This window comes from Solimonas flava DSM 18980 (genome assembly GCF_000426685.1).
In the GTDB taxonomy this organism is placed as follows: domain Bacteria; phylum Pseudomonadota; class Gammaproteobacteria; order Nevskiales; family Nevskiaceae; genus Solimonas; species Solimonas flava.
Window position 1 is genome coordinate 102,485 of the sequence record NZ_AUFV01000012.1, and the last position, 23,137, is coordinate 125,621.

A 23,137-nucleotide genomic window follows, 5' to 3' on the forward strand; every position below is an offset into this window, starting at 1 on the left:
GCTTTAGTGCACGGTCTGTGTTTGAGGTTGAGGGGCGCCCTGCGCGAGAAATCGCGCATGGACGAGGTCCAGTGGTCGTTTCCAGTCCTCGTAACCGTAGCGACGGCCGGGGGCTGCAAAAGACGGGTGACGGAACAGGCCTTCCCACTGCCGCGACGCGGCTTCCGGCAGCGAGCGGTTGTCGTGGGCAAAGTGCAGCCAGGCGGTGTCCTTGAACTGGTTCATGGAGCCGAGCAGGCTGCGGTCGCGGGTGTTGGCGTAAACCGGCGGCTGTTGCCAGGCCAGAATTTCTGCGCCAGCCAGCGGGTATTCGTTCAGATCAAATCGGTAGTGCATGAACAGCTTGAACAGTTGCTGCCCGGCATGGACGTGCAAGTTGCGCAGTTCGGCCGCACGGCCAGGCAGTACCATGCCGGCGCCGGTGGCGGCATTGAGCAACAGCACAAAAGGTTCGCGGTCGATGAAATCGATGTCCGCATACCACTCGCCAAGCGGATTGTCGGCCGGCGGCGGCTCGGGCAGCTTCGGCGGCTGCCGCAGACGCTTGAGCAGCTTGGCGGTGCAGCGCAGGACGGTCATGGCTGGCTCACTGAATGATCTCCATCAGCGACTTCACTGCCTTGAACAGCCGGCTCGTCCACGTTTCCGAGCGGATATTCAATGCGGCACATCTGCCGCGGCCATGCGCCGCCGCACGGGCTCTGGCAGGCGGAACGGTGCATCCTTGTGGCGGGTGACGATGGCGTCGTTGCCGATGCAGTTGAGAATGGGCATTCAGTATTCTTCGCTCTGATCGGACGGTGTCATCCAGGCTGGAATGTCGCGCTGGGCGTGCAGGATGCGCCAGATCTCGATCCGGGTTTCGTGTTCAACGTAGAACAGCAGATAAGGAAACTTTTCCAGCTTGCGGAACCGCAGCCCCGGCAAGTTCAGGCTGACGGCATAGCGGCTGGAGCCGAGGCGTGGATTTTCGCCGATCTGGCGCATCGCCTTGCGCATTGCCTGCACCCATCGGTCCGCTAGCGCAAAGCCGCCTTCGCTTGCGTACCAGCGGATGCCCTCCTCTATGTCGTGCTCGGCGCCTGGCAGAACGATGACGGGCTTTACCGTCACGCCTTGCTCCGCTGCCGGGCGCGTTCGCGCATCTCCTCAAAGAAGGCATCGTCCGCCAAACGGCCCGACCCAGAGTTGGCGCCTTCGAGCAGCATGCCCCGCAGCTTTTCGATATCGCGCTGCTTGCGGATTAGGTCGCGCAGGTATTCGCTGGTCGAGCCGTAGGCATGCTCGGCGACCTGTTCGTCGATGAACGCCTTGAGTTCATCCGGCAGGGAGATGTTCATCGTGGCCATGCTGTTCATCCGTCTTGGCAAAGATTGCCAATACGCTAACGGGCCGCCGGCACTGACGCAAGACAGCCCGACATCACGCGCCGTCTGGGATATCGGGTTCGACGAGCTTGGCGAGCATCGCCAGCGATTCCTGCCAGCCGAGGTAGCAGAACTCGGTCGGGATCGCGTCGGGGATGCCTTCCTGGACGATCGTGACTTCGGTGCCGCAGGAAACGGCCTTCAGGTCGACGGTGACCTGCATCTCGCCGGGCAGGTTCGGGTCTTCGAACGCGTCGACGTAACGCAGTCGCTCGCCGGGCTTCAGCTCCAGATACTTGCCGCCGAACGAATGCGTGTGGCCGGTGCCGAAGTTGGTGAAGGACATGCGGTAACTGCCGCCGACGCGCGCGTCCATGCTGTGGACGGTGGCGGTGAAGCCGTACGGCGGCAGCCATTTGCACATCGCCGCCGGATCGATGAACGCACGGTAGATGCGCTCGGCCGGCGCGCGAAGGACTCGGTGGAAGCGGACGGTACCGGTCATGGCAGTTCTCCTTCAGAAAATCTCATCCGGGGACAGCACCCCTTGTGCTGTCCTCCTGTCGATACGTCGAACGGGCGCCGGCGAAATCGACAACCGGATGAGATTCTGACCGCGCTCAGGCCGCCTTGCTGGACTCCAGGAAGTCCTGCGCGAAGCGCTGCAGCACGCCGCCGGCTTCGTAGATCGAGACTTCCTCGTCCGAGTCCAGGCGGCACAGCACCGGCACTTCCAGCTTCTCGCCGTTCTTGCGGTGGATGACCAGCGTCAGGTCGGCGCGCGGCTTGCGCTCGCCGATCACGTCGAAGGTCTCGGTGCCGTCGATGCCCAGCGTGAGGCGCGTCGTGCCCGGCTTGAACTGCAGCGGCAGCACGCCCATGCCGATCAGGTTGGTGCGGTGGATGCGCTCGAAGCCTTCGGCGACGATGGCCTCGACGCCGGCCAGACGCACACCCTTGGCCGCCCAGTCACGCGAGGAGCCCTGGCCGTAGTCGGCGCCGGCGACGATGATCAGCGGCTGCTTGCGCTCCATGTAGGTTTCGATCGCTTCCCACATGCGCACGACCTTGCCTTCCGGCTCGATGCGCGCGAGCGAACCCTTCTTCACCTTGCCGTCGACCACCGCCATCTCGTTGACGAGCTGCGGGTTGGCGAAGGTCGCGCGTTGCGCGGTGAGGTGGTCGCCGCGATGCGTGGCGTACGAATTGAAGTCCTCTTCCGGCAGACCCATCTTGGCCAGGTACTCGCCGGCCGCGCTGTCGAGCAGGATCGCGTTCGACGGCGAGAGGTGGTCGGTGGTGATGTTGTCCGGCAGCACCGCGAGCGGCCGCATGCCCTTGAGCGTGCGGGCGCCGGCCAGCGCGCCTTCCCAGTACGGCGGACGGCGGATGTAGGTCGACATCGGGCGCCAGGCGTACAGCGGGCTGGACGCGCCTTCGACGGCCTTGAAGTTGAACATCGGCTCGTAGACGCGGCGGAAGAATTCCGGCTTGACGCTCTGCGCGACGATGGCGTCGATCTCGGCGTCGCTCGGCCAGATGTCCTTGAGGCGCACTTCCTTGCCGTCGCGGTCGACGCCGAGCACGTCCTTCTCGATGTCGAAGCGCACGGTGCCGGCGATCGCGTAGGCGACGACCAGCGGCGGCGACGCGAGGAAGGCCTGCTTGGCGTACGGATGGATGCGGCCGTCGAAGTTGCGGTTGCCGGACAGCACGGCGGTCGCGTACAGATCGCGGTCGATGATCTCCTGCTGGATCTTCGGATCGAGCGCGCCGGACATGCCGTTGCAGGTCGTGCAGGCGAACGCGACGATGCCGAAGCCGAGCTGTTCCAGCTCCGGCAGCAGCTTGGCCTCTTCCAGATACAGCTGCACGGCCTTGGAGCCGGGCGCCAGCGAGGTCTTGACCCAGGGCTTGCGCGCCAGGCCGCGGGCGTTGGCGTTGCGCGCCAGCAGGCCGGCGGCGATGACATTGCGCGGGTTCGAGGTGTTGGTGCAGCTGGTGATCGCGGCGATGATGACGGCGCCGTCCGGCATCAGGCCCTCGGCCTCCTGCTGCAGCGCCTTGTCGAGATCGACGGCGATGCCGCGCTCATGCAGCGCGCTGGTCGGCAGGCGGCGGTGCGGGTTCGACGGACCGGCCATGTTGCGCACGACGGTCGAGAGATCGAACTTCAGCACGCGCTCGTACTCGGCGGTCTTCAGCGCATCGGCCCACAGGCCGGTCTGCCTGGCGTAGTTCTCGACGAGCTTGACCTGCGCGTCGTCGCGGCCGGTGAGCTTGAGATAGTCGAGCGTCTGCTGGTCGATGTAGAACAGCGCGGCGGTCGCGCCGTACTCCGGGCACATGTTGGAGATCGTCGCGCGGTCGCCGATGGTCAGCGCCGCGGCGCCTTCGCCGTAGAACTCCAGATACGCGCCGACGACCTTCTCCTTGCGCAGGAACTCGGTCAGCGCGAGCACCACGTCGGTCGCGGTGATGCCGGGCTGCGGCTTGCCGGAGAGCTCGACGCCGACGATGTCCGGCAGGCGCATCCACGAGGCGCGGCCGAGCATGACGTTCTCCGCTTCGAGGCCGCCGACGCCGACCGCGATGACGCCGAGCGCATCGACGTGCGGCGTGTGCGAGTCAGTGCCGACGCAGGTGTCCGGGAAGGCGACGCCGTCCTGCACGTAGATCACCGGGCTCATCCGCTCCAGATTGATCTGATGCATGATGCCGTTGCCCGGCGGAATCACATCGACGTTCTCGAACGCCGTCTTGGTCCAGTTGATGAAGTGGAAGCGGTCGTCGTTGCGGCGATCCTCGACGGCGCGGTTCTTGGCGAACGCGTTCTTGTCGAAGCCGCCGTACTCGACGGCCAGCGAGTGGTCGACGATCAGCTGCACCGGCACGACCGGATTCACCTTCGCCGGATCACCGCCCTTGTCGGCGATCGCGTCGCGCAGGCCGGCGAGATCGACGAGCGCGGTCTGGCCGAGGATGTCGTGGCAGACGACGCGCGCCGGGAACCACGGAAAATCGAGATCGCGCTTGCGCTCGATGAGCTGCGACAGGTAGGCGTCGATCCTGCCCGGTTCGGCACGGCGCACGATGTTCTCGGCGTGCACGCGCGCGGTGTACGGCAGCTTCGCCCAGGCGCCCGGCTGGATGGCATCGACGGCCGCACGCGCGTCGTAGTAGTCGAGCTGCGTGCCCGGGAGGTTCTTGCGGAAGGCGGTATTTGTCATGGCTTGCACTGAACGCTGGCTGCAACAGAAGAAGACAATGGTTTCGCAACGATCGGCGCCTCGCTATCGCGAGACGCCGATTGCGCTGACTCGTAACGCTAGGATCCCCACGCTTTCGCGTGGGGGCCCGCCACGCTACTCGCAGCGCTACTTTCTGTCCTTCAGCGGCACGAACTTGAGGTCTTCCGGGCCGACGTAGTTGGCGGACGGACGGATGATCTTGCCGTCGATGCGCTGCTCGATGATGTGCGCGCTCCAGCCCGAGGTGCGGGCGATGACGAACAGCGGCGTGAACATGTCGGTCGGCACGCCCATCATGTGGTAGCTGACGGCGCTGAACCAGTCGAGGTTCGGGAACATCTTCTTGATGTCCCACATCACCGTTTCGAGACGCTCGGCGATGTCGAACATCTTCGTGCTACCGACTTCCTTGGACAGCTCGCGCGCGACTTCCTTGATGACCTTGTTGCGCGGATCGGCGATCGTGTAGACCGGGTGGCCGAAGCCGATGACGACTTCCTTCTTCTCGACGCGAGCCTTGATGTCGGCTTCCGCCTCGTCCGGATTGTCGTAGCGCTTCTGGATCTCGAACGCGACCTCGTTGGCGCCGCCGTGCTTCGGGCCGCGCAGCGCGCCGATGCCGCCGCAGATCGCCGAGTACATGTCGGAACCGGTGCCGGCGACGACGCGGCAGGTGAAGGTCGAGGCGTTGAACTCGTGTTCGGCGTACAGCACCAGCGAGGTGTGCATCGCCTTGACCCAGCTCTCCGGCGGCTTGACGCCGTGCAGCAGGTGCAGGAAGTGGCCGCCGATCGAGTCGTCGTCGGTTTCGACGTCGATGACCTTGCCGTTGTAGGCGTAGTGGTACCAGTACAGCAGCATCGAGCCGAGCGAGGCCATCAGCTTGTCGGCGATGTCGCGCGCGCCCGGATGGTTGTGGTCGTCCTTCTCCGGCTTGACGCAGCCGAGCACCGAGACGCCGGTGCGCATCACGTCCATCGGATGCGCCGAAGGCGGCAGCTGTTCGAGCGCGGTCTTCACGGCGGCCGGCAGGCCGCGCAGCGACTTCAGCTTGGCCTTGTAGGCGGCCAGCTCGGCGACGTTCGGCAGCTTGCCGTGCACCAGCAGGTGGGCGATTTCTTCGAACTCGCACTGCGCGGCGACATCGAGGATGTCGTAGCCGCGGTAGTGCAGGTCGTTGCCGGAGCGGCCGACCGTGCACAGCGCGGTGTTGCCGGCGGCGGTGCCGGACAGGGCTACCGATTTCTTCGGCTTGAAGGTCGGGGCCGTGGTGTTGTCGCTCATGACTCTCTCCAGGTGTCGCGTGTTGAATTCAGGCGTCCGCCGCCGGTGGCGCGGACGTACGGGTGGCTTTCTCGAGCAGCCGCTCCAGCATCTCGATCTGCCGGTTCTGCAGATCCACCAGCGTCGCCCAGTCCTGCTCGCGCAGCTGGTTGAGCTTCTCGTGGACCTGCAGGATTTCCAGCTCCGACTTGATGTTGACCTCGTAGTCGTTCTCGGCGCGCAGGCGGTCGATCGCCGCCTGGCGGTTCTGGCTCATCATGATGACCGGGGCCTGGATCGCAGCCAGGCACGACAGGCACAGATTGAGCAGGATGTACGGATACGGATCGAAGGCCCTGGCGAGCATGAAGCTGTTGATCGCCATCCAGATCACGATGCACACGCCGAAGCCGATGATGAAGTTCCAGCTGCCGCCGATCTCGGCAACGCGGTCGGCGACGCGCTCGCCGAGCGAACGCTCACGGGCGTAGTCGCGCGCGACGTTGCGCGAGACGCGGCGCTGGTGGACGAAGCGCTCCACCACCCGGTGTTCCTCCGGTGGCAGCTTGTCCAGATCGGCCTGCAGCAGACGGCGCGCCGTGGCGCGCCGGTCGATGCGGCTGCTTTGCGGATCAAGGGCGGCACGCTTCTGGCTCATCGTCGGAACTCTCGCGGAAAAACCGCGCCGATCATGCTCCCTTGGCGGCGAACAGCGCATCCAGGCGCTGCTCGAAGGCGTGATAGCCGATGCGGTCGTACAGCTCCTCGCGCGTCTGCATGGTGTCGATGACACTCTGCTGATGACCGTCGCGACGGACCGCCCGGTAGACGTTTTCGGCGGCCTTGTTGGCGGCGCGGAAAGCGGACAGCGGGAACAGCTGGATGCCGACGCCGACCGAGGCCAGCTCGTCGCGCGTGAACAGCGGCGTCTTGCCGAACTCGGTGATGTTGGCGAGCACCGGCACCTTCACGGCATCGACGAACTTCTTGTAGGTCGGCAGATCGTAGGCCGCCTCGGCGAAGATCGCGTCGGCGCCAGCCTCGACGCAGGCGATCGAGCGCTCGATCGCGGCGTCGACGCCTTCCATCTGGATCGCATCGGTACGCGCGATCAGGAAGAAGTCCGGATCGGTCTTGGCATCGGCCGCCGCCTTCACGCGGTCGACCATTTCGCCCTGCGTGACGATCTCCTTGCCCGGACGGTGGCCGCAGCGCTTGGCGCCGACCTGGTCCTCGATGTGGCAGGCGGCGGCGCCGGCCTTGATCAGGCTCTTGATCGTGCGCTCGATGTTGAACGCGGAAGGACCGAAGCCGGTGTCGATGTCGACGAGCAGCGGCAGATCGCAGACGTCGGTGATGCGACGGACGTCGGTCAGCACGTCGTCCATGGTGTTGATGCCGAGGTCCGGCAGGCCCAGCGAACCGGCGGCGACGCCGCCGCCCGACAGATAGATGGCCTTGAAGCCGGCGCGCTGGGCGAGCAGCGCATGGTTGGCATTGATGGCGCCGATGACCTGCAAGGGCTTTTCGGCAGCGAGGGCGGCGCGGAAACGCGCACCAGCGGAAGACGTCATGACGGCTCCTCAGTGATCGGCGGACGAAAAGCGCCGCCGCGAGGGTCGGGCATCCGCCGGTGAATGGTGCGCCCTTGTACTCAAAGGCCGTGCCAGCCGGTGCCGAACCGCCAGGAACCTCACAGATCACTGATTCAAAAGAAATATCCTCAGGCTCCGGCAGACCGGCCGCGATGCGATGGAACACGTGACGTTTCAGATTGACGTTTCATGAAACACGTGAACGCCGACTTGGAACATAATGTCCGCCATGCAAACCCCGGATGGCTTCCTGCCGACGATCTGGACGGTCAGCGTTACGCGACTGTCGAGCCTGCTGCGCGACATCACCCCGGAGTTCGACGGCCGCGCCCATATCGAGACGCTGGATGTCGGCTTCGAGGAAGCGGTCACGCGCATCCGCGAGCGCCTGCGCACCGAAGACTGCGACGTCGTGCTGTCGGCCGGCAGCAACGGCGAGTATCTGCGCAACCGCATCGACAAGCCGATCGTCCTGATCCGCCCGGACGGCTTCGATCTGATGCAGGCGCTGACGCGCGCGCGCCATCACTCGCCGCGCATCGGCATCGTCACCTACGGCGGCGATCTGCCCGCGTTCAGCGCGTTCAAGCAGCAGTTCGGCCTGCAGATCGAGCAGCGCTCGTACAGCAACGCCGAGGAAGCGCGCGACGCGGTCGCCGAGCTGGTCGCGCTCGGTTGCGGCGCGATCGTCGGCACCGGCTACATCTCGGAGCTGGCCGACCGCGCCGGCGTCGCCGGCATCCTCATGTACTCGCCGGCGTCGATCCGCCGCGCCTTCGAGCAGGCCATCGACCTCGCGCGCCTGCTGGCCGGCGCGCGCAGCGGGCCGCGCCGCAATCCGGCCGCATCCGACGCGCGCTACAGCCTGCGCCGCCTGATCGGCAACAGCGAAACGATGGTCAAGCTGCGCGATCAGGTCCGTCTCTACGGCGCCTCCGACCGCACCGTGCTGATCACCGGCGAGACCGGCACCGGCAAGGAACTGGTCGCGCAGGCGCTGCACGGCGCCAGCCCGCGACGCAACGCGCCGTTCGTCGCCGTGAACTGCGGCGCGATCGCCGAATCGCTGCTCGAATCCGAGCTGTTCGGCTACACCGAGGGCGCGTTCACCGGCTCGCGGCGCGGCGGCCGCGTCGGCCTGATCGAGGCGGCGAACGGCGGCACGCTGTTCCTCGACGAGATCGGCGAAATGCCGCTGCCGCTGCAGACGCGCCTGCTGCGCGTGCTCGAAGAGCGCGAGGTGCTGCGCGTCGGCGCGACGCGGCCGACGCCGGTCGACGTGCGCGTGATCGCCGCCACGCACTGCGCGCTCGACCGCCTCGCCGCCGACGGCCGCTTCCGGCGCGATCTCTACTATCGCCTCAACGTGCTGCGCATCGCGCTCGCGCCGCTGCGCGAGCACCCGGACGACATCCCACTGCTGCTGATGAACTTCCTGCGTGCCGCCGGCGCCGGCGCGATGACGCTCGACGATCCCGCGCAGACGCTACTGCAGCAGTACGTCTGGCCCGGCAACGTGCGCGAGCTGCGCAATCTCGCCGAGCGGCTTGCCGTGCTCGCGCACGCCGAATCGCCGCTGTCGGCGCTGACGCGGCCACTGCTGCTGCGCTGCGCACCGGAGTTGGCCGATGCGGCTCCCCACGCGCTCGATCACCCCGTGTCGGCGACGCGACCCGCGCCCGCCGCCGTGGCCGCAAAGCCCGCGCGCGTCGCGCTCGATCCGGCGACGATCGCCGACGCCCTGCGGCGCCACGGCGGCGACCGCCGGCGCGCCGCCGACGCGCTCGGCGTGTCGCGCACGACATTGTGGCGGCACTTGAAGGCGCCGAACCCGCAAGCCCGCTGAGCAAACGCCGCACCCGCCCGATCGTCCTCGCCGGTACCGCGAAGCGATCCGGCAGCGATGGCGGACTGGCGGTGCGGCCGTGGAGAGCTTCGCCGCTGCGCGCCTCGCCACGAGAAATTTGCGTACGCCCGAGCGCGCCGAAAGAGCAAGCGCCCGGCGCCACCCGAAACCGCCGGCGCGCACGCAGTGCCGCGCCATGCGGCCCTCGGCTCGCCGCGCGAAGAAGTCGCCGTTGCGCGCCGCGCCGGGATCGCGAGCCCCGCGTGCAGCCGCAGGCCTGTCAGCGCACCGCGGGCACGGCGCTCACGAGATCGGCCTGCGACGCAGGCGGATTCGCGCTCAGAAGACCAGCAGCGCAGCGCCCCAGGTCATGCCGCCGCCGACCGCTTCGAGCATGACCTTGTGGCCGCGCTGGATGCGGCCGTCGCGCACCGCGGCGTCGAGCGCCAGCGGCACCGAAGCCGCGGAGGTGTTGCCTTGCCGCTCGACCGTGGTGACGATGCGCTCGCGCGGCAGGCCGAGCTTGTCGGCGGTGGCCTGGATGATGCGGATGTTGGCCTGGTGCGGCACCAGCCAGTCGAGGTCGCTGCCCTTCAGGCCGTTGGCGTCGAGCGCCTCGCGGCAGACCTCGTCGAGTACCTTGACCGCGAACTTGAACACCGCCGGACCGTCCATGTAGACGAAGGCGCGGCCGTGGATCTCGCCGTTGTGGACCGAGCCCGGCACGTTGAGGATGCCGCTCTGGCTGCCGTCGGCGTGCAGATGCGTCGACAGGATGCCCGGCGTGTCGCTGCGCTTGAGCACCACCGCGCCGGCGCCGTCGCCGAACAGCACGCAGGTGCGGCGGTCGCTCCAGTCGAGCAGGCGCGAGAACACCTCGGCGCCGACGACCAGCGCGCATTTGCACTGGCCGCTGGACACGAACTTGTCGGCGATCGCGAGCGCGTAGACGAAGCCGGTACAGACCGCCTGCACGTCGAGCGCGGCGCAGCCCTTGATGCCGAGCTTGTGCTGCAGCAGTGCCGCGGTCGACGGGAACATCATGTCCGGCGTCGTCGTCGCAACGACGATCAGATCGATTTCGGAGGCTTCGATGCCGGCCGCGTCGAGCGCCTGGCGCGCGGCGTTCAGCGCGAGATCCGAGGTCTTCTCGTCCGGCGCCGCGACGTGGCGGCTGCGGATGCCGGTGCGCGAGAAGATCCACTCGTCGCTGGTGTCGATGCGGCTCTCCAGCTCCTGGTTGCTCAGGGCCTGGGCAGGCAGGTAGCTGCCGGTACCGACGATACGGGAATACGCCATCTCTTTCTCGCAGGGGATATGAGGACTTGTCGTCCGGGGGCCGTGCGTTGCGGCCGGTCCGCCATCTTAGCGCGGCGCGCGGGCCAAACGAAAAAGCCCCGCGGCGAGCCGCGGGGCCAGATCCGACGCGGGAGCGCGGCGCGCCTCAGGGCACGCCGGGTGCCGGACGGACCGCGTCGACGTCCTCGTCGGCGCCGACTTCCTTCTGGCGATGCTCGGCGGCGAGCCACAGGTACATCGCCGGCACCACGAACAGCGTGAACAGCGTGCCGATCGAGATGCCGGTGAAGATCACCAGACCCATGTGGTTGCGGCCGACGGCGCCGGCACCGGTGGCGATCACCAGCGGCACGACCGACAGCACCATCGCCGCCGTCGTCATCAGGATCGGACGCAGACGGATGCCGGCCGCGGCCGTCACCGCGTCCCACTTCGAGCGGCCGGCTTTCTGCTCGTCGTTGGCGAACTGCACGATCAGGATGCCGTGCTTGGCGATCAGGCCGATCAGCGTGACGAGGCCGACTTCCGTGTAGATGTTCAGCGTCGCCTTCTTGACGCCCCAGAAGATGAACACCATCGCGCCGAAGATCGCCATCGGCACCGACATCATCACGATCAGCGGATCGCGGAAGCTGCCGAACTGCGCGGCGAGCGCGAGGAAGATGATGATGACGGCGAACGCGAAGGTCAGCGCGAACGAGCTCGACTCCTGTATGTACTGCCGCGACTGGCCGGCGTAGTCGACGGTATAGCCGAGCGGCGCCATCTCGTCGGCGAGGCCGCGCAGGTACGTCAGCGCATCGCCGAGCGTGACGCCGGCGAACGCGTTCGGCACCGCCGAGAACGTCGCCGAGTTCAGCTGCTGGAAGTGGCTGATGCGCGTCGGGATCGCCTCGGTCTTCATCGAGATCACCGTCGACGCCGGTACCACCGCGCCGCTCGCGGTACGGATGTAGTAGTCCTTCAGCTGCTCCGGATTGATGCGGTCGAACTGCTGGACCTGCGGGATGACCTTGTACGAGCGACCCGAGATGCTGAAGTAGTTGACGTAGCCGCCGCCGAGCATCGCGCCGAGCGCGCTGCCGACGTCCTGCATCGTCAGGCCCAGCGCCGCGACCTTGTTGCGGTCGACATTGACCGTCACCTGCGGCTTGTCGATCTTCAGATCGGTATCGATGTAGAAGAACTTGCCGCTGGCCTGGGCCTTGGCGAGGATGCGCTGCGCGACCTCGTCGAGGTTGGCGAACGGCTCGGTCGTGCCGAGCACGAACGCGACCGGCGTGTTGACGCCGCCGGTGCCGACCGGCAGCGGCGGCGGCAGCGACGCGTACACGGTCGCGCCGGCGACGCCGTTGACCTCGTTCTGCAGGATCGGCTGCAGCTGGCCGGCGGTCATCTCACGCTGGTCCCAGGGCTTGAGGATGATGCCGGACAGCGTCGTGTTCTGGCCGTTGACGCCGGTGAACTGGAACACCTGCTGGTGCTCCGGATGCGAGGCGATGATGTCGTAGATCTGCTTGCTGTACCCGCGCATCTGCTGCGTCGAGGCGTTCGGCAGCGAGTAGCCGTAGACGATCATGAAGCTCTGATCTTCCTCCGGCGCCAGCTCCTGCTGCGACATCTTCACCATCACGAAGATCAGCGCGATGATGATGAAACCGAACGTCACCACTGCCGGCCAGCCCTTGAGGATCGCACCGAGCATGCGCTCGTAGCGGCTGCGCGCCCACTCGAAGTTGCGGTCGATCAGCTTGACCAGCCGGCTCTCCTGGTGCTCCTGCTTGAGGAAGCGCGAGGCCAGCATCGGCGACAGCGTCAGCGCCACCACCGCCGAGACGCCGACGGCGCCGGCCAGCGTGAACGCGAACTCCGAGAACAGCGAGCCGGTCAGGCCGCCCTGGAAGCCGATCGGCACGTAGACCGCGATCAGCACCACCGAGATCGCGATGATCGGACCGGCCAGTTCGCGCGCGCCGATCAGCGCCGCCTGCATCGGCGTCTTGCCTTCCTTCAGATGTCGATCGACGTTCTCGACGACGATGATCGCGTCGTCGACGACCAGGCCGATCGCCAGCACCAGCGCCAGCAGCGTCAGCAGATTGATCGAGTAGCCGAGCACCAGCATGATGAAGAAGCCGCCGATCAGCGACAGCGGAATCGCCAGCGCCGGAATCAGCACCGAGCGCGGCGCGCCGAGGAACAGGAAGATCACCAGCGTGACGATCACCAGCGCTTCGATCAGCGTCTTGATGACCTCGTCGATGGCGTTGTTGATGTAGTCGGTGGCGTCGTAGTTGATCTTGCCGTTGATGCCGGCCGGCAGCTGCGCCTGGATGTCCGGGAACGCGTCGCGGACCTTCTTGATCACTTCCAGCACGTTGGCTTCGGGCGCGACCTTGATGCCGACGAACACGGCCTGCTTGTCGTCCATCAGCGCGTCGAAGTCGTACTGCTCGGCGCCGAGCGTGACGTTGGCGACATCCTGCAGCCGCACCACCGAGATGCCGCTCTGCTTGACGACGAGCTGCTTGAACTCCTCGACGGTGTGCAGATCGGTGCCGGCGGTGATGTCGACCGTCACCATCTGGCCCTTGGTGCTGCCGAGCGCCGAGATGTAGTTGTTGGCCGACAGCGCCGTGTAGATGTCCTGCGCGGTCAGGCCGTGTGCGGCGAGCTTGGCCGGATCGAGCCAGGCGCGCAGCGCGAACTGCCGCTCGCCGAGGATCTCGGCCAGCTGCACGCCGGGAATCGTCTGCAGCTTCGGCTTGACGACGCGGATCAGGTAGTCGGTGATCTTGTTGCCCGGCAGCGTCTCGCTGGAGAAGCCGAGATACATCGAGTCGGTCGATTCGCCGGTCGACACGGTGATGACCGGCTGCTGCGACTGCGGCGGCAGCTGGTTCAGCACCGAGTTGACCTTGGCGCTGATCTCGGTCAGCGCGCGGTTCGAGTCGTAGTTGAGCTGCAGGCTGGCGGTGATCGTGCTGGTGCCGGCCAGGCTCGTCGAGCTCATGTAGTCGATGCCCTGCGCCTGCGCGATCGCCGCCTCCAGCGGCGTGGTGATGAAGCCGGCGATGACGTCGGAGTTGGCGCCGTAGTACTGCGTGGTCACCGTGACCGTGGCGATTTCCGACTGCGGGAACTCGCGCACCGGCAGCTGCGCGAGCGCGCGCAGGCCGAGCACGAGGATCAGCAGGCTCACCACGGTCGCCAGGACCGGGTTGCGGATGAAGATGTCAGTGAATTTCATGGCTGCGCCCCGGGCGGCCTCTTCATTCTTCGGTCGGCCGCGGATCGGCCTCGTTCAGCGGCTGCACCTTGTTGTCGATGGTCACCGCCGTGCCGGTCTTGAGCTTGAGCTGGCCGCTGGTGACGACTTCGTCGCCCGCCTTCAGACCCTTCAGGATCGCGATCTGGTCGCCGCGCGTCGGACCGACGGTGACGAAGACCTGCTTGGCGACCGGCATGTCGCCGGTCGGCTGCGGCATGCCGTTGGCCGCGGCCGCCGCGTCGCCTTCCTCGCTGCCCATCTTCCTGGCGCGCTCGGCCTGCTCGGCCTTCAGCTGATCGGCCGTGGTGATGACGAACACCGTCTCGCCGTACGGGTTGAAGGTGATCGCCGTCTGCGGCAGCGTCAGGTAGTTCTGCGGCTCGCCGATGTTGATCGTGACGTTCGCGTACATGCCCGGCAGCAGCTGGCGCTTGGGGTTCTTCAGCGTGGCGCGCACCTGCACGTTGCGCGTGTCGGTATCGACCTTCGGGTCGATCGCCGAAATCTCGCCCTTGAACTCCAGATCCGGATAGGTATCGCTGCGCGCGCTGACCACCTGGCCGACCGCAATCTGGGCGAGCGCCTGCTGCGGCAGCGTGAAATCGACGTAGATCGGGTCGAGCTGCTGCAGCGTGACGATCTTGGCGCCGGGCGCGACGTACTGGCCCGGATCGACGGCGCGAATGCCGAGCTGGCCGGCGAACGGCGCGCGGATCGACTTCTTGTCGACCAGCGCCTGCTGTTCGGCGAGCTGCGCCTTCGCGGTCTTCAGGTTGGCGGCGCTGGTGTCGTAGCTGGCCTGACTGATCGCCTGCGCGTCGAGCTGCTGACGGTCGCGCTCGGCGATCGTCTGCGCGAGCTCGGCGCTGGCCTTGAGCGACGCCAGCTTGGCGATGTCGTCGGCAGCGCGCAACTGCACGAGCAGCGTGCCGGCCTTGACCTCCTGGCCCGACTGGAAGTGGATGTCCTCGACGATGCCGGCCACTTCGTTCGACAGATCGGCGCCGCGCACCGCGCGCAGGCTGCCGATCGCGGTCAGCGTCTGCCGCCATGGCTGCTCGCCGGCCTTGATGGTCGAGATCGTCTGTTTCTGGATGCCCATGGCCTTGAAGCCCTGGACCGTCATGTACATCTTGGCGCCCCAGACGCCGGCCACGACGACGACCAGCGCGACGACGACGAGGAGGAGTGTTCCCCAGCGTTTCATGTGTTTCCCCAAACCGATGCGTTTTTGACTGCGTTATTGCTGCGAACCGGGCGCCGCCCGACGACGGCCGACGCTATTGCGCCGAGGCCGTCGCCGGCGGCGCGGTGCGGTTCCACCACCCGCCACCGAGCGCCTGGAACAGCGCCGCGGTGTCGCGGAAGCGCGCGGCCTGCGCGCTGATGAAATTGATCTTGGCCTGCTGGTGCTGCTGCTGCGCGACGAGCACGTTGACGTAGCCGACCGCGCCGGCGCGATACGAGCGCTGCACCAGATCGAGGTTCTTCTCGGCACTGCTCAGCGCCGCGTGCCGCGACTGCAGCGCCTGCGCGTCGTTGTCGAGCGCGTGCAGGCTGTCCGAGACATCGGCGAACGCCTGCAGCACGGTCTGCTGATAGCTCGCCAGCGCCTGATCGTAGGCGGCGACCGCCGCCCGCTTGCGCGCGCGCAGCTCGCCGCCGTGGAAGATCGGCGCGGTGAGCCCCGCGGCCACCGACCACACCTCGCTCGCCGACTTGAACAGGTCGGCGTCGCGCGCCGCCTGCGAGCCGTAGCTGCCGCTGAGGGTCAGGCTCGGATACAGATTGGCCGTCGCCACGCCGACGTTCGCCGACGCGGTGTGCAACTGCGCCTCGGCGGCGCGGATGTCCGGCCGCTGCTGCGCGAGCTGCGACGGCAGCGACAGCGGAATCTGTTGCGGCAGCTTGAGCTGCGCCAGATCGAGCACCGCCGCGTCCTGCTCGGACGGCAGGCGGCCGAGATAGACGGCGAGCTGGCTGCGCACCTGGGCGAGCTGCTGGCGCAGCGCCGGCAGCGTCGAGCGGATGTCCTCCAGCTGGGTGCGCGAGGACAGCACGTCGGTCAGCGCCACACCGCCGAGCTCGTACTGCTTCTCGGTGATGCGCAGCTGTTCCTCGAGCGCCTTGACGATGTCCTCGGTCGCCGTCACCTGCTCCTGCAGCGAGGCTTCCTGCACGGTCGCCGCGACCACGTTGGAGGCCAGCGTCAGATAGGTGCCTTCGAGCTGGTACTGCTGATAGTCGGCCTGCGCCGCCTGCGCCTCGACCGAGCGGCGCACGCCGCCGAACAGGTCCAGCGTGTACGAAACGTCGACCGACGCGCCGTAGACGTTGTAGATGTAGCTGGTGCCGCTGGTCGAGCTGATCGACTTCTGGCGCGCCACCGAGGCGCCGCCGTCAACGCGCGGATAGTAGCCGCCGACCGCGGCGTTGAGATTCTCCTGCGCCTGCCGCAGCGCGGCCTGCGCCGCCGTCACCGTCGGGCTGTGCGCGAAAGCCTGCTCGACGCGCTGGCGCACCAGCTCGGAACCGAACAGTTCCCACCACTGCGCCGGGATCGCGGCGCCCGGCTGCAAGGCCTGCGCCTCGCCGCCCGGCACGCCGGTCGCCGCCGTCTGCGCCGGCAGCGCATCGGCCGTGTAGCGCTCGGCCTTGGGCGCGTCGGGCGTCTTGAAGTCGGGGCCGACGGCGCAGCCGGCGAGCACGGCGACGGTCGCAGCGGTCGCGAGCGCGAGACGGGTCTTAGCAAATGTACGCATGCAGCACCTCTTTGCAGATTCGTTCGGCCAGCGCGTCGAGCGCGGCGTGATCGGTGGAATCGGCGAGCGGCTTCCAGCCCAGGCCATTCAGCAGCTCGCTGATGTGACGCAGCATCAAGTGGTAGGGCTCGCTGATGCCGTGCTGCTCCAGCAGACCCTTGGTATGCACGATCGAGTGCATGCCGATCGCCAGCGCCCACGGCGCCAGGCAAAACTCGTCCGGACGCAAACCGCGCAGGTCGAGATCACCGTTGCCGACGGCCTCTTCGATCAGCTCCAGCGTCGCCTGCCGCAGCGGCGCATTGGCCTCGATGCAGGCCTGACGCCGCGCCGCCGGCGCCGCCGTCCAGACCACCTCGGTGAAGGCGAACTGGAGCAGACGGAAATGTTCCGGGCTGCGCCGTGCGTACAGCATGTCGGCGACGGCGAAGCCGAGCATCCGGTCGCGCGTGCTCGCCCTCCACTGACTGACGCGCTGGAACATGTCCACCCTCTCCTGCGCTTCCTCGCTGGCCAGCGCCACGAGCAGGTCTTCCTTGGACACGAAATGCTGATACAGCGTGCCGACCGCGTAGTCGCACATCTCGGCGACCCGGCTCATCTGCAGGTTCAGCAGGCCTTCCTGGCGGATCAGATCGCGCGCGGCACCGAGGAAGAGCTGTTCACGCCCCGCCACCTCCCGCCGTCGCCGCTCGCGAGTGCCCATGTTCCACGTCCCGAATGAGGCGCGGATTCTGAATTCGATTCAAATTCTGAGCAACTGTCACATTCCTGACAAGCGCTCCCTCTCAGCCGACGCGACGCAGGCGGGCCGCGAAAAATCCGTCAGTATCATGAAGATGCGGCAGCAGCCGCAGATAGGGCGAATCGAGGTGCAGGGCCGGCACGGCAAGCGTGTCGGCGGCCGCTTCGAGCGAAAAATCCGGATTCTCGCGCAAGAAGGCCTCGACCACGGCCTCGTTCTCGGCGGCGAACACGCTGCAGGTTCCATAGACCAGGCGTCCGCCGGGCCGCACGAGGCGCGCCGCGGCAGCGAGGATTGCGCCCTGCTCGCGGGCCAGCGCCGGCAGGTCGAGCGGTCGCAGCCGCAGCTCCGGATTGCGCCGCCAGGTGCCGCTGCCCGAGCACGGCGCATCGACCAGCAGCGCATCGCAGCGCCCGGCCTGACGCGCACTCCAGTCGTCGTCCGGCAGCGTGCGGGTGCGCACGATCGTCAGGCCGGCCCGCGCCGCGCGCGGCGCCAGGCGCGACAGGCGCGCGGCCGATACATCGAGCGCCCACAGCTCGCCGCGATCGCCCATCGCCGCGCCGAGCGCCAGCGTCTTGCCGCCGGCGCCGGCGCAGAAATCGACCACGCGTTCGCCACCGCCCGCGCCGAGCAAGGCGCCGAGCAGCTGGCTGCCCTCGTCCTGCGGTTCGATCCAGCCTTCGCGCCAGGCGCGCGTGTTCTGCAGCGCGGCGCGGCGCGCCAGCCGCAGGCCGGTCGCCGCATACGGCGTCGGCTGCGCGACCATGCCGGCCTCCGCCAGCGCCGCCTGCGCCTGCGCGCGCGTCGCCTTCAGCGTGTTGACGCGCAGATCGACCGGCGCCTCGCGATTGAGCGCCAGCGCCAGTTGGCGCGCCGCGGCGGCGCCGTACTGCGCGCACCAGGCTTCCCATGCCGGCGCCGGCACGTTGCCGCGCTCGGCCTCGGTCAGGGTCTGCGCGTCGAACCCGTCGCGCCGCGCGATCGCGTCATCGAGCGCCGCACCGGCGACCGCGCGCAGCGCCTCGGCCGAGAGGTCCGGCAGCTCAAGCGCGTGCAGCGCCAGCAGCGTCGCCGCCGAGGCCTCGTCACCGGCCATGCGCTGCAGGCGCATCGCGTCGCGCAACACGCCGTAGACCAGCGCGCCGACCAGCGCGCGATCGCGGCCGCCCATCTCGCGATGTTCGCGAAACCAGGCCTGCAGGCTGGCGTCGGCGTTGCGCTGCTCGCGCCAGACCGCGTCGAGCACGGCGAGCGCCGCCCGCCATTGCGGCGCACGCAGGCGCCGGGGCTCGGTGGCGGCCGTCACGGGCAGCGCCCGCGCGGACAGAAAATGACCGTTCGTCGGATCATCGACCACAACCTATTGTGTTGGATATGGGGCAGTGCCACGATCGGTCGTGGCTGGCCGACCGTATGCCTGGGGGTTTACGGGGCCGCCATAGTTCCAAGCTTGAAAGGAGAAGTGCCATGGCTGCCGCGAAGAAAGCGAAGAAAGCTGCTCCGAAGAAAGCTGCGAAGAAAAAGTAAGTTTAAGGCCCGCAACTTGGGCGCGGCGCCTCCCGGCTCCGCGCTCATTTTGTCTGCAGCGAACGGCGACGCCTCCCGCGTCGCCGTTTGCGTTGGTGCGCTCGAAAACGCGGACCGCTCGCCGCTCGTCCCGCCGCCGCCCCCTTCCGCTCGATGCGACAGCCCTGCGCGCTGCACAGGGGACGGGCGCGATGCTAGATTCGCGGCCGAACCACCAAACGCTTTTCCGGGGGGAAAACGCGATGCACAGGACCGCTCTGGTCGTCGACGATTCGAAATCGGCGCGCTTCGCGCTGCGCCGCTACCTCGAAGGCCATGCCTTCAAGGTCGACACCGCCGACAGTGCCCAGCAGGCCTATCTCGCGCTTCAGCAGCAGCGCCCGGATCTGATCTTCCTCGACCACATCATGCCGGGCATCGACGGCTTCGAGGCGCTGCGCCAGCTCAAGCAGGACCCGGAGACCGCGGCGATCCCGGTCATCATCTGCTCGTCGAACGAGGGCGAGGCCTTCGTCGCCGAAGCCCGCGAACAGGGCGCCGTCGACGTGCTGCCGAAGCCGCCGACGCCGGAACTGCTGCAGCGTGTGCTCGCCTCGGTCGAGCAGCAAGCCAGCGAACAGGCGATCGCGCAAAGTCTGGCCGCGGCCGGGCCGGCGGACGACGCCGGCGATGCGGAAGCGGCCGTGCCGGCGCCGCCGGCCGCCGACTACAGCGCCGAACTCGCCGAGCTGCGCGACCTGCTGCGCGCCACCGAAGCACGGCTGCCGCCGTCGGAGCAGCTCGCGCAGCTCGACGCCCGCATCGGCGAGCTCGAGCGCCGCATCGATCACGAACTGGTCGCGCTGCGCGGCCAGCTGACGCGCGACATCGAGGAGGTCACGCAGCGCGTGCTCGGCCAGGTGTCCGACGCCCTGCTGCGCGCGCTCGGTCGCAGCTGAGCGCACGCCGTCTCAGCGCGCGCCGGACTCAGGACGCGCGCGTCAGCACCAGATAGAACCCGAAGTTGTCGTTGCTGACGGCGAGCCGGAACAGGTCCGGCCCGAGGCCCAGCAGGCTGCCCGGATAGTAGGCGCCGAGACCGTCGAGGCGGCCGAGCGCGCACGACGGTTCGAGCCGGACCTCGTAGCCGTTGTGCGCCGGATCCGGAACGCTGACCGAGCCGGTATAGCCACAGCTCGCGCCGTCGTCGCCGCTGATGCTGCCGTCGGCGTTGACGATCAGCGTCAGCGTCAGATCCTGGCCGTCGACGCTGTAGCTTGCGCTGTAGGTTCCGGCCAGCGTCGCGAGCGCCGCCGGGCGGTCGTAATCGCGACTGACGGCGTCCAGAGCGTACGAGCGCGCCGCGTTGCCGTCGTCGAGCGTGCCGGTGATCGACGCATCGGCGAGCTGGCCCTGCAGCGTGCCGCGCGCATCGCGCCGGCCGCTGCTGTAGCGATAGAACGTCACCGTGAACCCGCCGTCCGCCGCCGGCAGCACCGGCGCCGTGCTGATCACGCGATAGACGTCGCCGTCCGTCTCGACGAAGCGCGCCTTGCCGTCCGGCGCGACGAGGCCGAACAGCGTCGGCGCGCCGCTGCCGCTGCCGCTGCCGACCTGTCCGAAGTAGATGCCCGCCGCCGTCGACCAGGCATCGCTGCCGCTGCCGACGCCGCCCGCCTGGCCGGGGCCGTCGTCGGAACTGCCGCAGGCGCCGAGCAGCAGAACGGCGCCCAGTAGTGGCCAGCGAAACGGCATCGCACACTCCGTCGGGGGAACCGCAGCATTCTCGGCAGCGACGGCACGGCCGCGCAAGAGGACGCCGCAGCCGGCGCGCAAGAAGCCCTGAAAGCGTTCATCCCTCGCCGCGGCTTGCGCGGCAGGCGACCACGCAAGCCGGCGGCTCACGGCGGCGCCGCACGACGGCGGCTCACGACGGCAGGTGTCGTATGCGGATCGCCGCGGCCGCGGCGCGGCCGCGTACTGCCGGGCTTATTCAAACCTTCCCTACTGCGCGCGCAGCGCCGCCACCAGGACGGCCAGCCAGCCGGCGAGGAACAGCACGCCGCCGATCGGCGTGATGGCGCCGAGGCCGCGCACGCCGCTGAGCGCGAGGGCGTAGAGGCTGCCCGAGAACAGCAGCACGCCGAGCGCGAAGCAAGCGCCGGCGATCTGCAGCGCGATGCCCGGCTGCGCGCGCAGCCACAGGCCGACCAGCAGCAGCGCGGCGGCATGGTAGAACTGGTACTCGACGCCGGTGTGCCAGATCGCCAGCAGATCCGGCGACAGCCGCGCGCGCAGCGCATGCGCGCCGAACGCGCCGAAGGCAACGCCGAGCAGGCCGTAGACGGCGCCGAGGATCAGGAACGTTCTCATGTCGATTCCAGCACGCGGAAGCGGATGCCGCGGCGCTGCAGACGCTCGATCAGCGCGTTGCCCATCGCCTGCGCCGGCGTCACGCAACCGGCGGTACGCGGCAGCTTGTCGAAAGCCAGGCACAACGCCGATTCGGCAAGCATCTTGGCCGTCTCGCCGTAGCCCGGATCGCCGCCGGACACCTCGCAGCGCACGGTCTGGCCGCCGCCTTCGCCGACGAACAGGATCTTGAACCAGCCCTTGGCGCGCTGCGCCTCGCTCGGTCCCTCGCCCGGCCGGCGCAGCCGCAGCAGGCGCTCGCGGGTCGGCTTGAATTGCGCGCCCAGCATCAGCGCCGCGCTGCCGCCGAGCAGCTCGACGAGCGAACGCAGGTGCTTGACCTGCAGATAGTGGCCATAGCGGAAATCGGAGCCGTAGCGGTCGATGGCCGCGGCGCTGCGGCGGATGATCTGCGGATCGATGGTCGGCAGCGGCACCGCCCAGGCGCCGATCTCGCGCAGGTAGCGCAGGCCGTGATGCAGCGCGCCGACGCGGCGGTCGACAGGCCAGCCCTCGCGCTGGCGACGCTCGCGGCGCGTCTTGCCGTACTGGCGCAGCCGCGACATCGCCAGCACCGCCGAGTGCAGGGTGCCGCCGGAGAACTGTCCGCCGGCGCGCACGAAGCCCTGCACGCGCAGCGGCACCTCCTCGGGCAGCTGCTGCACGGTGAACCAGCACCCGAGATCGTGCGGCACGCTGTCGAAACCGCAGCAATGGACGATGCGGGCGCCGCTGTCGCGCGCCTCGTCGTGGTACTGCAGCCACATGCGGTCGACGAACTCCGGCTCGCCGGTCAGATCGACGTAATCGGTACCGGCGGCGGCGCAGGCCGCCACCAGCGGCTCACCGTGCACGATGTACGGGCCGACCGTGGTGATGACGACGCGCGCCGACTCGGCGACGGCCTTCAGCGACGGCGCGTCGTCGACATCGGCGCTCAGCAGATCGAGTCCGGCACAGGCCGGATTGAGATCGGCGAGGCGTGCGCGCACCAGCTTGAGCTTGTCGGGCGAGCGCCCGGCGAGCGCCCAGCGCAGCGACTCGCCGCCGTTGCGCGCCAGATACTCGGCGGTCAGCTGGCCGGTGAAGCCGGTCGCGCCGAACAGCACGATGTCGTACTTGCGGCTTTTCACCACGCGATCTCCCCGAATCTTTGTGCGGCGATCATAGAGGCGCACGGCCGGCGACGGTCAAGTCGGCGATACGCCCGCGTTCAGCGCACATCGAAGCCGCGCCCGCCGAACTCGACATCGGTGACGCGACCGTTGTCGAGGTGCACGATGCGCATGAAGCGGGCAGCGCCGAAGTTGTAGACCCACTCCTCGCGATAGACCGTCTCCCAGGCCTCGTACGTGGCGCGCGGATCGTAGACGCGCGAATGGCGCTCGACCGGCGCCCGCACCACGTCGATGGTCTTGGTCACCGGCTCGCCGCACTGCGCGACCAGCCGGTACTTGCTCATGCCGCGCTGGATGCCGAGCTGCGCGCAATCCCGCGCGCCGTCGTCGGCGAAGCCGTAACCGTCGGCGTCGATGCGCTGCAGGCGGCCGTTGCGAAAGCGCAGCACCCGCAACAGCTGGCTCGAGCCGCGGTTGTAGGTCCATTCCTCGACGGCGCCGAGGTAGCCCGGCGCCGCGCCGGGCACACGCCAGACGTCGCGATAGTCCGGCTCGCCGCAGACGGCCAGTACCTCGGCGGCGGTCATGTCGACGTTCGCCAGCCGCGAGCCGCAACGCAGGGTGTCGACCGCGAACGCCGGCGCAGCCGACACCATCAGCACCGCCGCCAGCAGAAGAATGCGCATCGTCGTTATCCTT

The 23,137-nt window shown here is 68.2% G+C and carries 20 protein-coding genes; 2 read left to right on the forward strand and 18 right to left on the reverse strand.

Annotated elements, in window-relative coordinates; translation table 11 throughout:
* Positions 1–3 precede the first annotated feature (3 nt).
* The 8 genes from K343_RS0113770 to prpB all read right to left on the reverse strand — a co-directional run bounded on the left by K343_RS0113770 (position 4) and on the right by prpB (position 7,455).
* Entirely contained in the window at positions 4–579 is a 576-nt protein-coding gene (locus K343_RS0113770; protein ID WP_028008584.1) for a DUF6933 domain-containing protein, read from the reverse strand.
* A gap of 195 nt (positions 580–774) precedes the next feature.
* Entirely contained in the window at positions 775–1,113 is a 339-nt protein-coding gene (locus K343_RS0113775) for a type II toxin-antitoxin system RelE/ParE family toxin (protein WP_051278408.1), read from the reverse strand.
* Positions 1,110–1,349: a type II toxin-antitoxin system ParD family antitoxin gene (locus K343_RS0113780; RefSeq protein ID WP_028008586.1), complete on the reverse strand. Its 240-nt coding sequence runs from the start codon at positions 1,347–1,349 to the stop codon at positions 1,110–1,112. Before K343_RS0113780 ends, K343_RS0113775 begins: the two co-directional genes overlap by 4 nt.
* A gap of 73 nt (positions 1,350–1,422) precedes the next feature.
* Positions 1,423–1,872, reverse strand: coding sequence for an SRPBCC family protein (locus K343_RS0113785; RefSeq protein ID WP_028008587.1), 450 nt, complete (start codon positions 1,870–1,872; stop codon positions 1,423–1,425).
* A 115-nt stretch (positions 1,873–1,987) separates the two neighbouring features.
* A complete protein-coding gene (gene acnD, locus K343_RS0113790; RefSeq protein WP_028008588.1) occupies positions 1,988–4,597 on the reverse strand; it encodes a Fe/S-dependent 2-methylisocitrate dehydratase AcnD in 2,610 nt (869 codons plus the stop codon).
* Positions 4,598–4,744: 147 nt separating this feature from the next.
* On the reverse strand, positions 4,745–5,902 hold the full coding sequence (gene prpC, locus K343_RS0113795; protein WP_028008589.1) for a bifunctional 2-methylcitrate synthase/citrate synthase: 1,158 nt from the start codon (positions 5,900–5,902) through the stop codon (positions 4,745–4,747).
* 28 nt (positions 5,903–5,930) lie between these two features.
* On the reverse strand, positions 5,931–6,539 hold the full coding sequence (locus K343_RS0113800; RefSeq protein ID WP_028008590.1) for a DUF1003 domain-containing protein: 609 nt from the start codon (positions 6,537–6,539) through the stop codon (positions 5,931–5,933).
* A 31-nt stretch (positions 6,540–6,570) separates the two neighbouring features.
* Entirely contained in the window at positions 6,571–7,455 is an 885-nt protein-coding gene (gene prpB, locus K343_RS0113805) for a methylisocitrate lyase (protein ID WP_028008591.1), read from the reverse strand.
* A gap of 241 nt (positions 7,456–7,696) precedes the next feature.
* On the opposite strand from prpB, the gene prpR reads away from it, so the two are divergent.
* The gene (gene prpR / locus K343_RS0113810; protein ID WP_028008592.1) at positions 7,697–9,322 is read left to right on the forward strand and encodes a propionate catabolism operon regulatory protein PrpR; all 1,626 of its coding nucleotides are present in this window, start codon (positions 7,697–7,699) and stop codon (positions 9,320–9,322) included.
* 339 nt (positions 9,323–9,661) lie between these two features.
* Here prpR and K343_RS0113815 read toward each other — a convergent pair whose 3' ends face one another.
* The 6 genes from K343_RS0113815 to K343_RS0113840 all read right to left on the reverse strand — a co-directional run bounded on the left by K343_RS0113815 (position 9,662) and on the right by K343_RS0113840 (position 18,708).
* Complete coding sequence (locus tag K343_RS0113815) at positions 9,662–10,621, reverse strand: beta-ketoacyl-ACP synthase III (protein WP_028008593.1); 960 nt, start codon at positions 10,619–10,621, stop codon at positions 9,662–9,664.
* A 145-nt stretch (positions 10,622–10,766) separates the two neighbouring features.
* The gene (locus K343_RS0113820; RefSeq protein WP_028008594.1) at positions 10,767–13,871 is read right to left on the reverse strand and encodes an efflux RND transporter permease subunit; all 3,105 of its coding nucleotides are present in this window, start codon (positions 13,869–13,871) and stop codon (positions 10,767–10,769) included.
* A 22-nt stretch (positions 13,872–13,893) separates the two neighbouring features.
* Positions 13,894–15,099 carry an efflux RND transporter periplasmic adaptor subunit gene (locus tag K343_RS0113825; protein WP_028008595.1) on the reverse strand — a complete coding sequence of 402 codons (1,206 nt, stop codon included), beginning with the start codon at positions 15,097–15,099 and terminating at the stop codon, positions 13,894–13,896.
* 73 nt (positions 15,100–15,172) lie between these two features.
* Positions 15,173–16,654: an efflux transporter outer membrane subunit gene (locus K343_RS0113830; RefSeq protein ID WP_051278410.1), complete on the reverse strand. Its 1,482-nt coding sequence runs from the start codon at positions 16,652–16,654 to the stop codon at positions 15,173–15,175.
* Positions 16,638–17,360 (reverse strand): TetR/AcrR family transcriptional regulator, encoded by a 723-nt coding sequence (locus tag K343_RS0113835; protein ID WP_028008597.1) that lies wholly within the window; start codon positions 17,358–17,360, stop codon positions 16,638–16,640. Before K343_RS0113835 ends, K343_RS0113830 begins: the two co-directional genes overlap by 17 nt.
* 82 nt (positions 17,361–17,442) lie before the next feature.
* Positions 17,443–18,708: an RsmB/NOP family class I SAM-dependent RNA methyltransferase gene (locus tag K343_RS0113840; protein ID WP_154662574.1), complete on the reverse strand. Its 1,266-nt coding sequence runs from the start codon at positions 18,706–18,708 to the stop codon at positions 17,443–17,445.
* A gap of 463 nt (positions 18,709–19,171) precedes the next feature.
* Here K343_RS0113840 and K343_RS23510 point away from each other — a divergent pair, with 463 nt between their 5' ends.
* The gene (locus tag K343_RS23510; RefSeq protein ID WP_028008599.1) at positions 19,172–19,867 is read left to right on the forward strand and encodes a response regulator; all 696 of its coding nucleotides are present in this window, start codon (positions 19,172–19,174) and stop codon (positions 19,865–19,867) included.
* A gap of 28 nt (positions 19,868–19,895) precedes the next feature.
* Here K343_RS23510 and K343_RS0113850 read toward each other — a convergent pair whose 3' ends face one another.
* From K343_RS0113850 to K343_RS0113865, 4 genes are all read right to left on the reverse strand, one after another.
* Positions 19,896–20,663 carry a hypothetical protein gene (locus tag K343_RS0113850; protein ID WP_028008600.1) on the reverse strand — a complete coding sequence of 256 codons (768 nt, stop codon included), beginning with the start codon at positions 20,661–20,663 and terminating at the stop codon, positions 19,896–19,898.
* Positions 20,664–20,912: 249 nt separating this feature from the next.
* Entirely contained in the window at positions 20,913–21,281 is a 369-nt protein-coding gene (locus K343_RS0113855) for a DUF423 domain-containing protein (RefSeq protein ID WP_028008601.1), read from the reverse strand.
* A complete protein-coding gene (locus K343_RS0113860; protein ID WP_028008602.1) occupies positions 21,278–22,456 on the reverse strand; it encodes a saccharopine dehydrogenase family protein in 1,179 nt (392 codons plus the stop codon). Before K343_RS0113860 ends, K343_RS0113855 begins: the two co-directional genes overlap by 4 nt.
* 77 nt (positions 22,457–22,533) lie before the next feature.
* On the reverse strand, positions 22,534–23,124 hold the full coding sequence (locus K343_RS0113865) for a DUF2845 domain-containing protein (protein ID WP_028008603.1): 591 nt from the start codon (positions 23,122–23,124) through the stop codon (positions 22,534–22,536).
* Positions 23,125–23,137 lie beyond the last annotated feature (13 nt).

What these genes read in the sequence shown, in the direction of transcription:
- K343_RS0113770 (WP_028008584.1), bottom strand. Translation starts at nt 579, where the DNA reads ATGACCGTCCTGCGCTGCACCGCCAAGCTGCTCAAGCGTCTGCGGCAG.
- K343_RS0113800 (WP_028008590.1), bottom strand. Translation starts at nt 6,539, where the DNA reads ATGAGCCAGAAGCGTGCCGCCCTTGATCCGCAAAGCAGCCGCATCGAC.
- K343_RS0113830 (WP_051278410.1), bottom strand. Translation starts at nt 16,654, where the DNA reads ATGCGTACATTTGCTAAGACCCGTCTCGCGCTCGCGACCGCTGCGACC.
- K343_RS0113825 (WP_028008595.1), bottom strand. Translation starts at nt 15,099, where the DNA reads ATGAAACGCTGGGGAACACTCCTCCTCGTCGTCGTCGCGCTGGTCGTC.
- K343_RS0113785 (WP_028008587.1), bottom strand. Translation starts at nt 1,872, where the DNA reads ATGACCGGTACCGTCCGCTTCCACCGAGTCCTTCGCGCGCCGGCCGAG.
- K343_RS0113780 (WP_028008586.1), bottom strand. Translation starts at nt 1,349, where the DNA reads ATGGCCACGATGAACATCTCCCTGCCGGATGAACTCAAGGCGTTCATC.
- K343_RS0113820 (WP_028008594.1), bottom strand. Translation starts at nt 13,871, where the DNA reads ATGAAATTCACTGACATCTTCATCCGCAACCCGGTCCTGGCGACCGTG.
- K343_RS0113855 (WP_028008601.1), bottom strand. Translation starts at nt 21,281, where the DNA reads ATGAGAACGTTCCTGATCCTCGGCGCCGTCTACGGCCTGCTCGGCGTT.
- K343_RS0113865 (WP_028008603.1), bottom strand. Translation starts at nt 23,124, where the DNA reads ATGCGCATTCTTCTGCTGGCGGCGGTGCTGATGGTGTCGGCTGCGCCG.
- prpC (WP_028008589.1), bottom strand. Translation starts at nt 5,902, where the DNA reads ATGAGCGACAACACCACGGCCCCGACCTTCAAGCCGAAGAAATCGGTA.
- K343_RS0113815 (WP_028008593.1), bottom strand. Translation starts at nt 10,621, where the DNA reads ATGGCGTATTCCCGTATCGTCGGTACCGGCAGCTACCTGCCTGCCCAG.
- K343_RS0113835 (WP_028008597.1), bottom strand. Translation starts at nt 17,360, where the DNA reads ATGGGCACTCGCGAGCGGCGACGGCGGGAGGTGGCGGGGCGTGAACAG.
- K343_RS23510 (WP_028008599.1), top strand. Translation starts at nt 19,172, where the DNA reads ATGCACAGGACCGCTCTGGTCGTCGACGATTCGAAATCGGCGCGCTTC.
- prpB (WP_028008591.1), bottom strand. Translation starts at nt 7,455, where the DNA reads ATGACGTCTTCCGCTGGTGCGCGTTTCCGCGCCGCCCTCGCTGCCGAA.
- K343_RS0113850 (WP_028008600.1), bottom strand. Translation starts at nt 20,663, where the DNA reads ATGCCGTTTCGCTGGCCACTACTGGGCGCCGTTCTGCTGCTCGGCGCC.
- acnD (WP_028008588.1), bottom strand. Translation starts at nt 4,597, where the DNA reads ATGACAAATACCGCCTTCCGCAAGAACCTCCCGGGCACGCAGCTCGAC.
- prpR (WP_028008592.1), top strand. Translation starts at nt 7,697, where the DNA reads ATGTCCGCCATGCAAACCCCGGATGGCTTCCTGCCGACGATCTGGACG.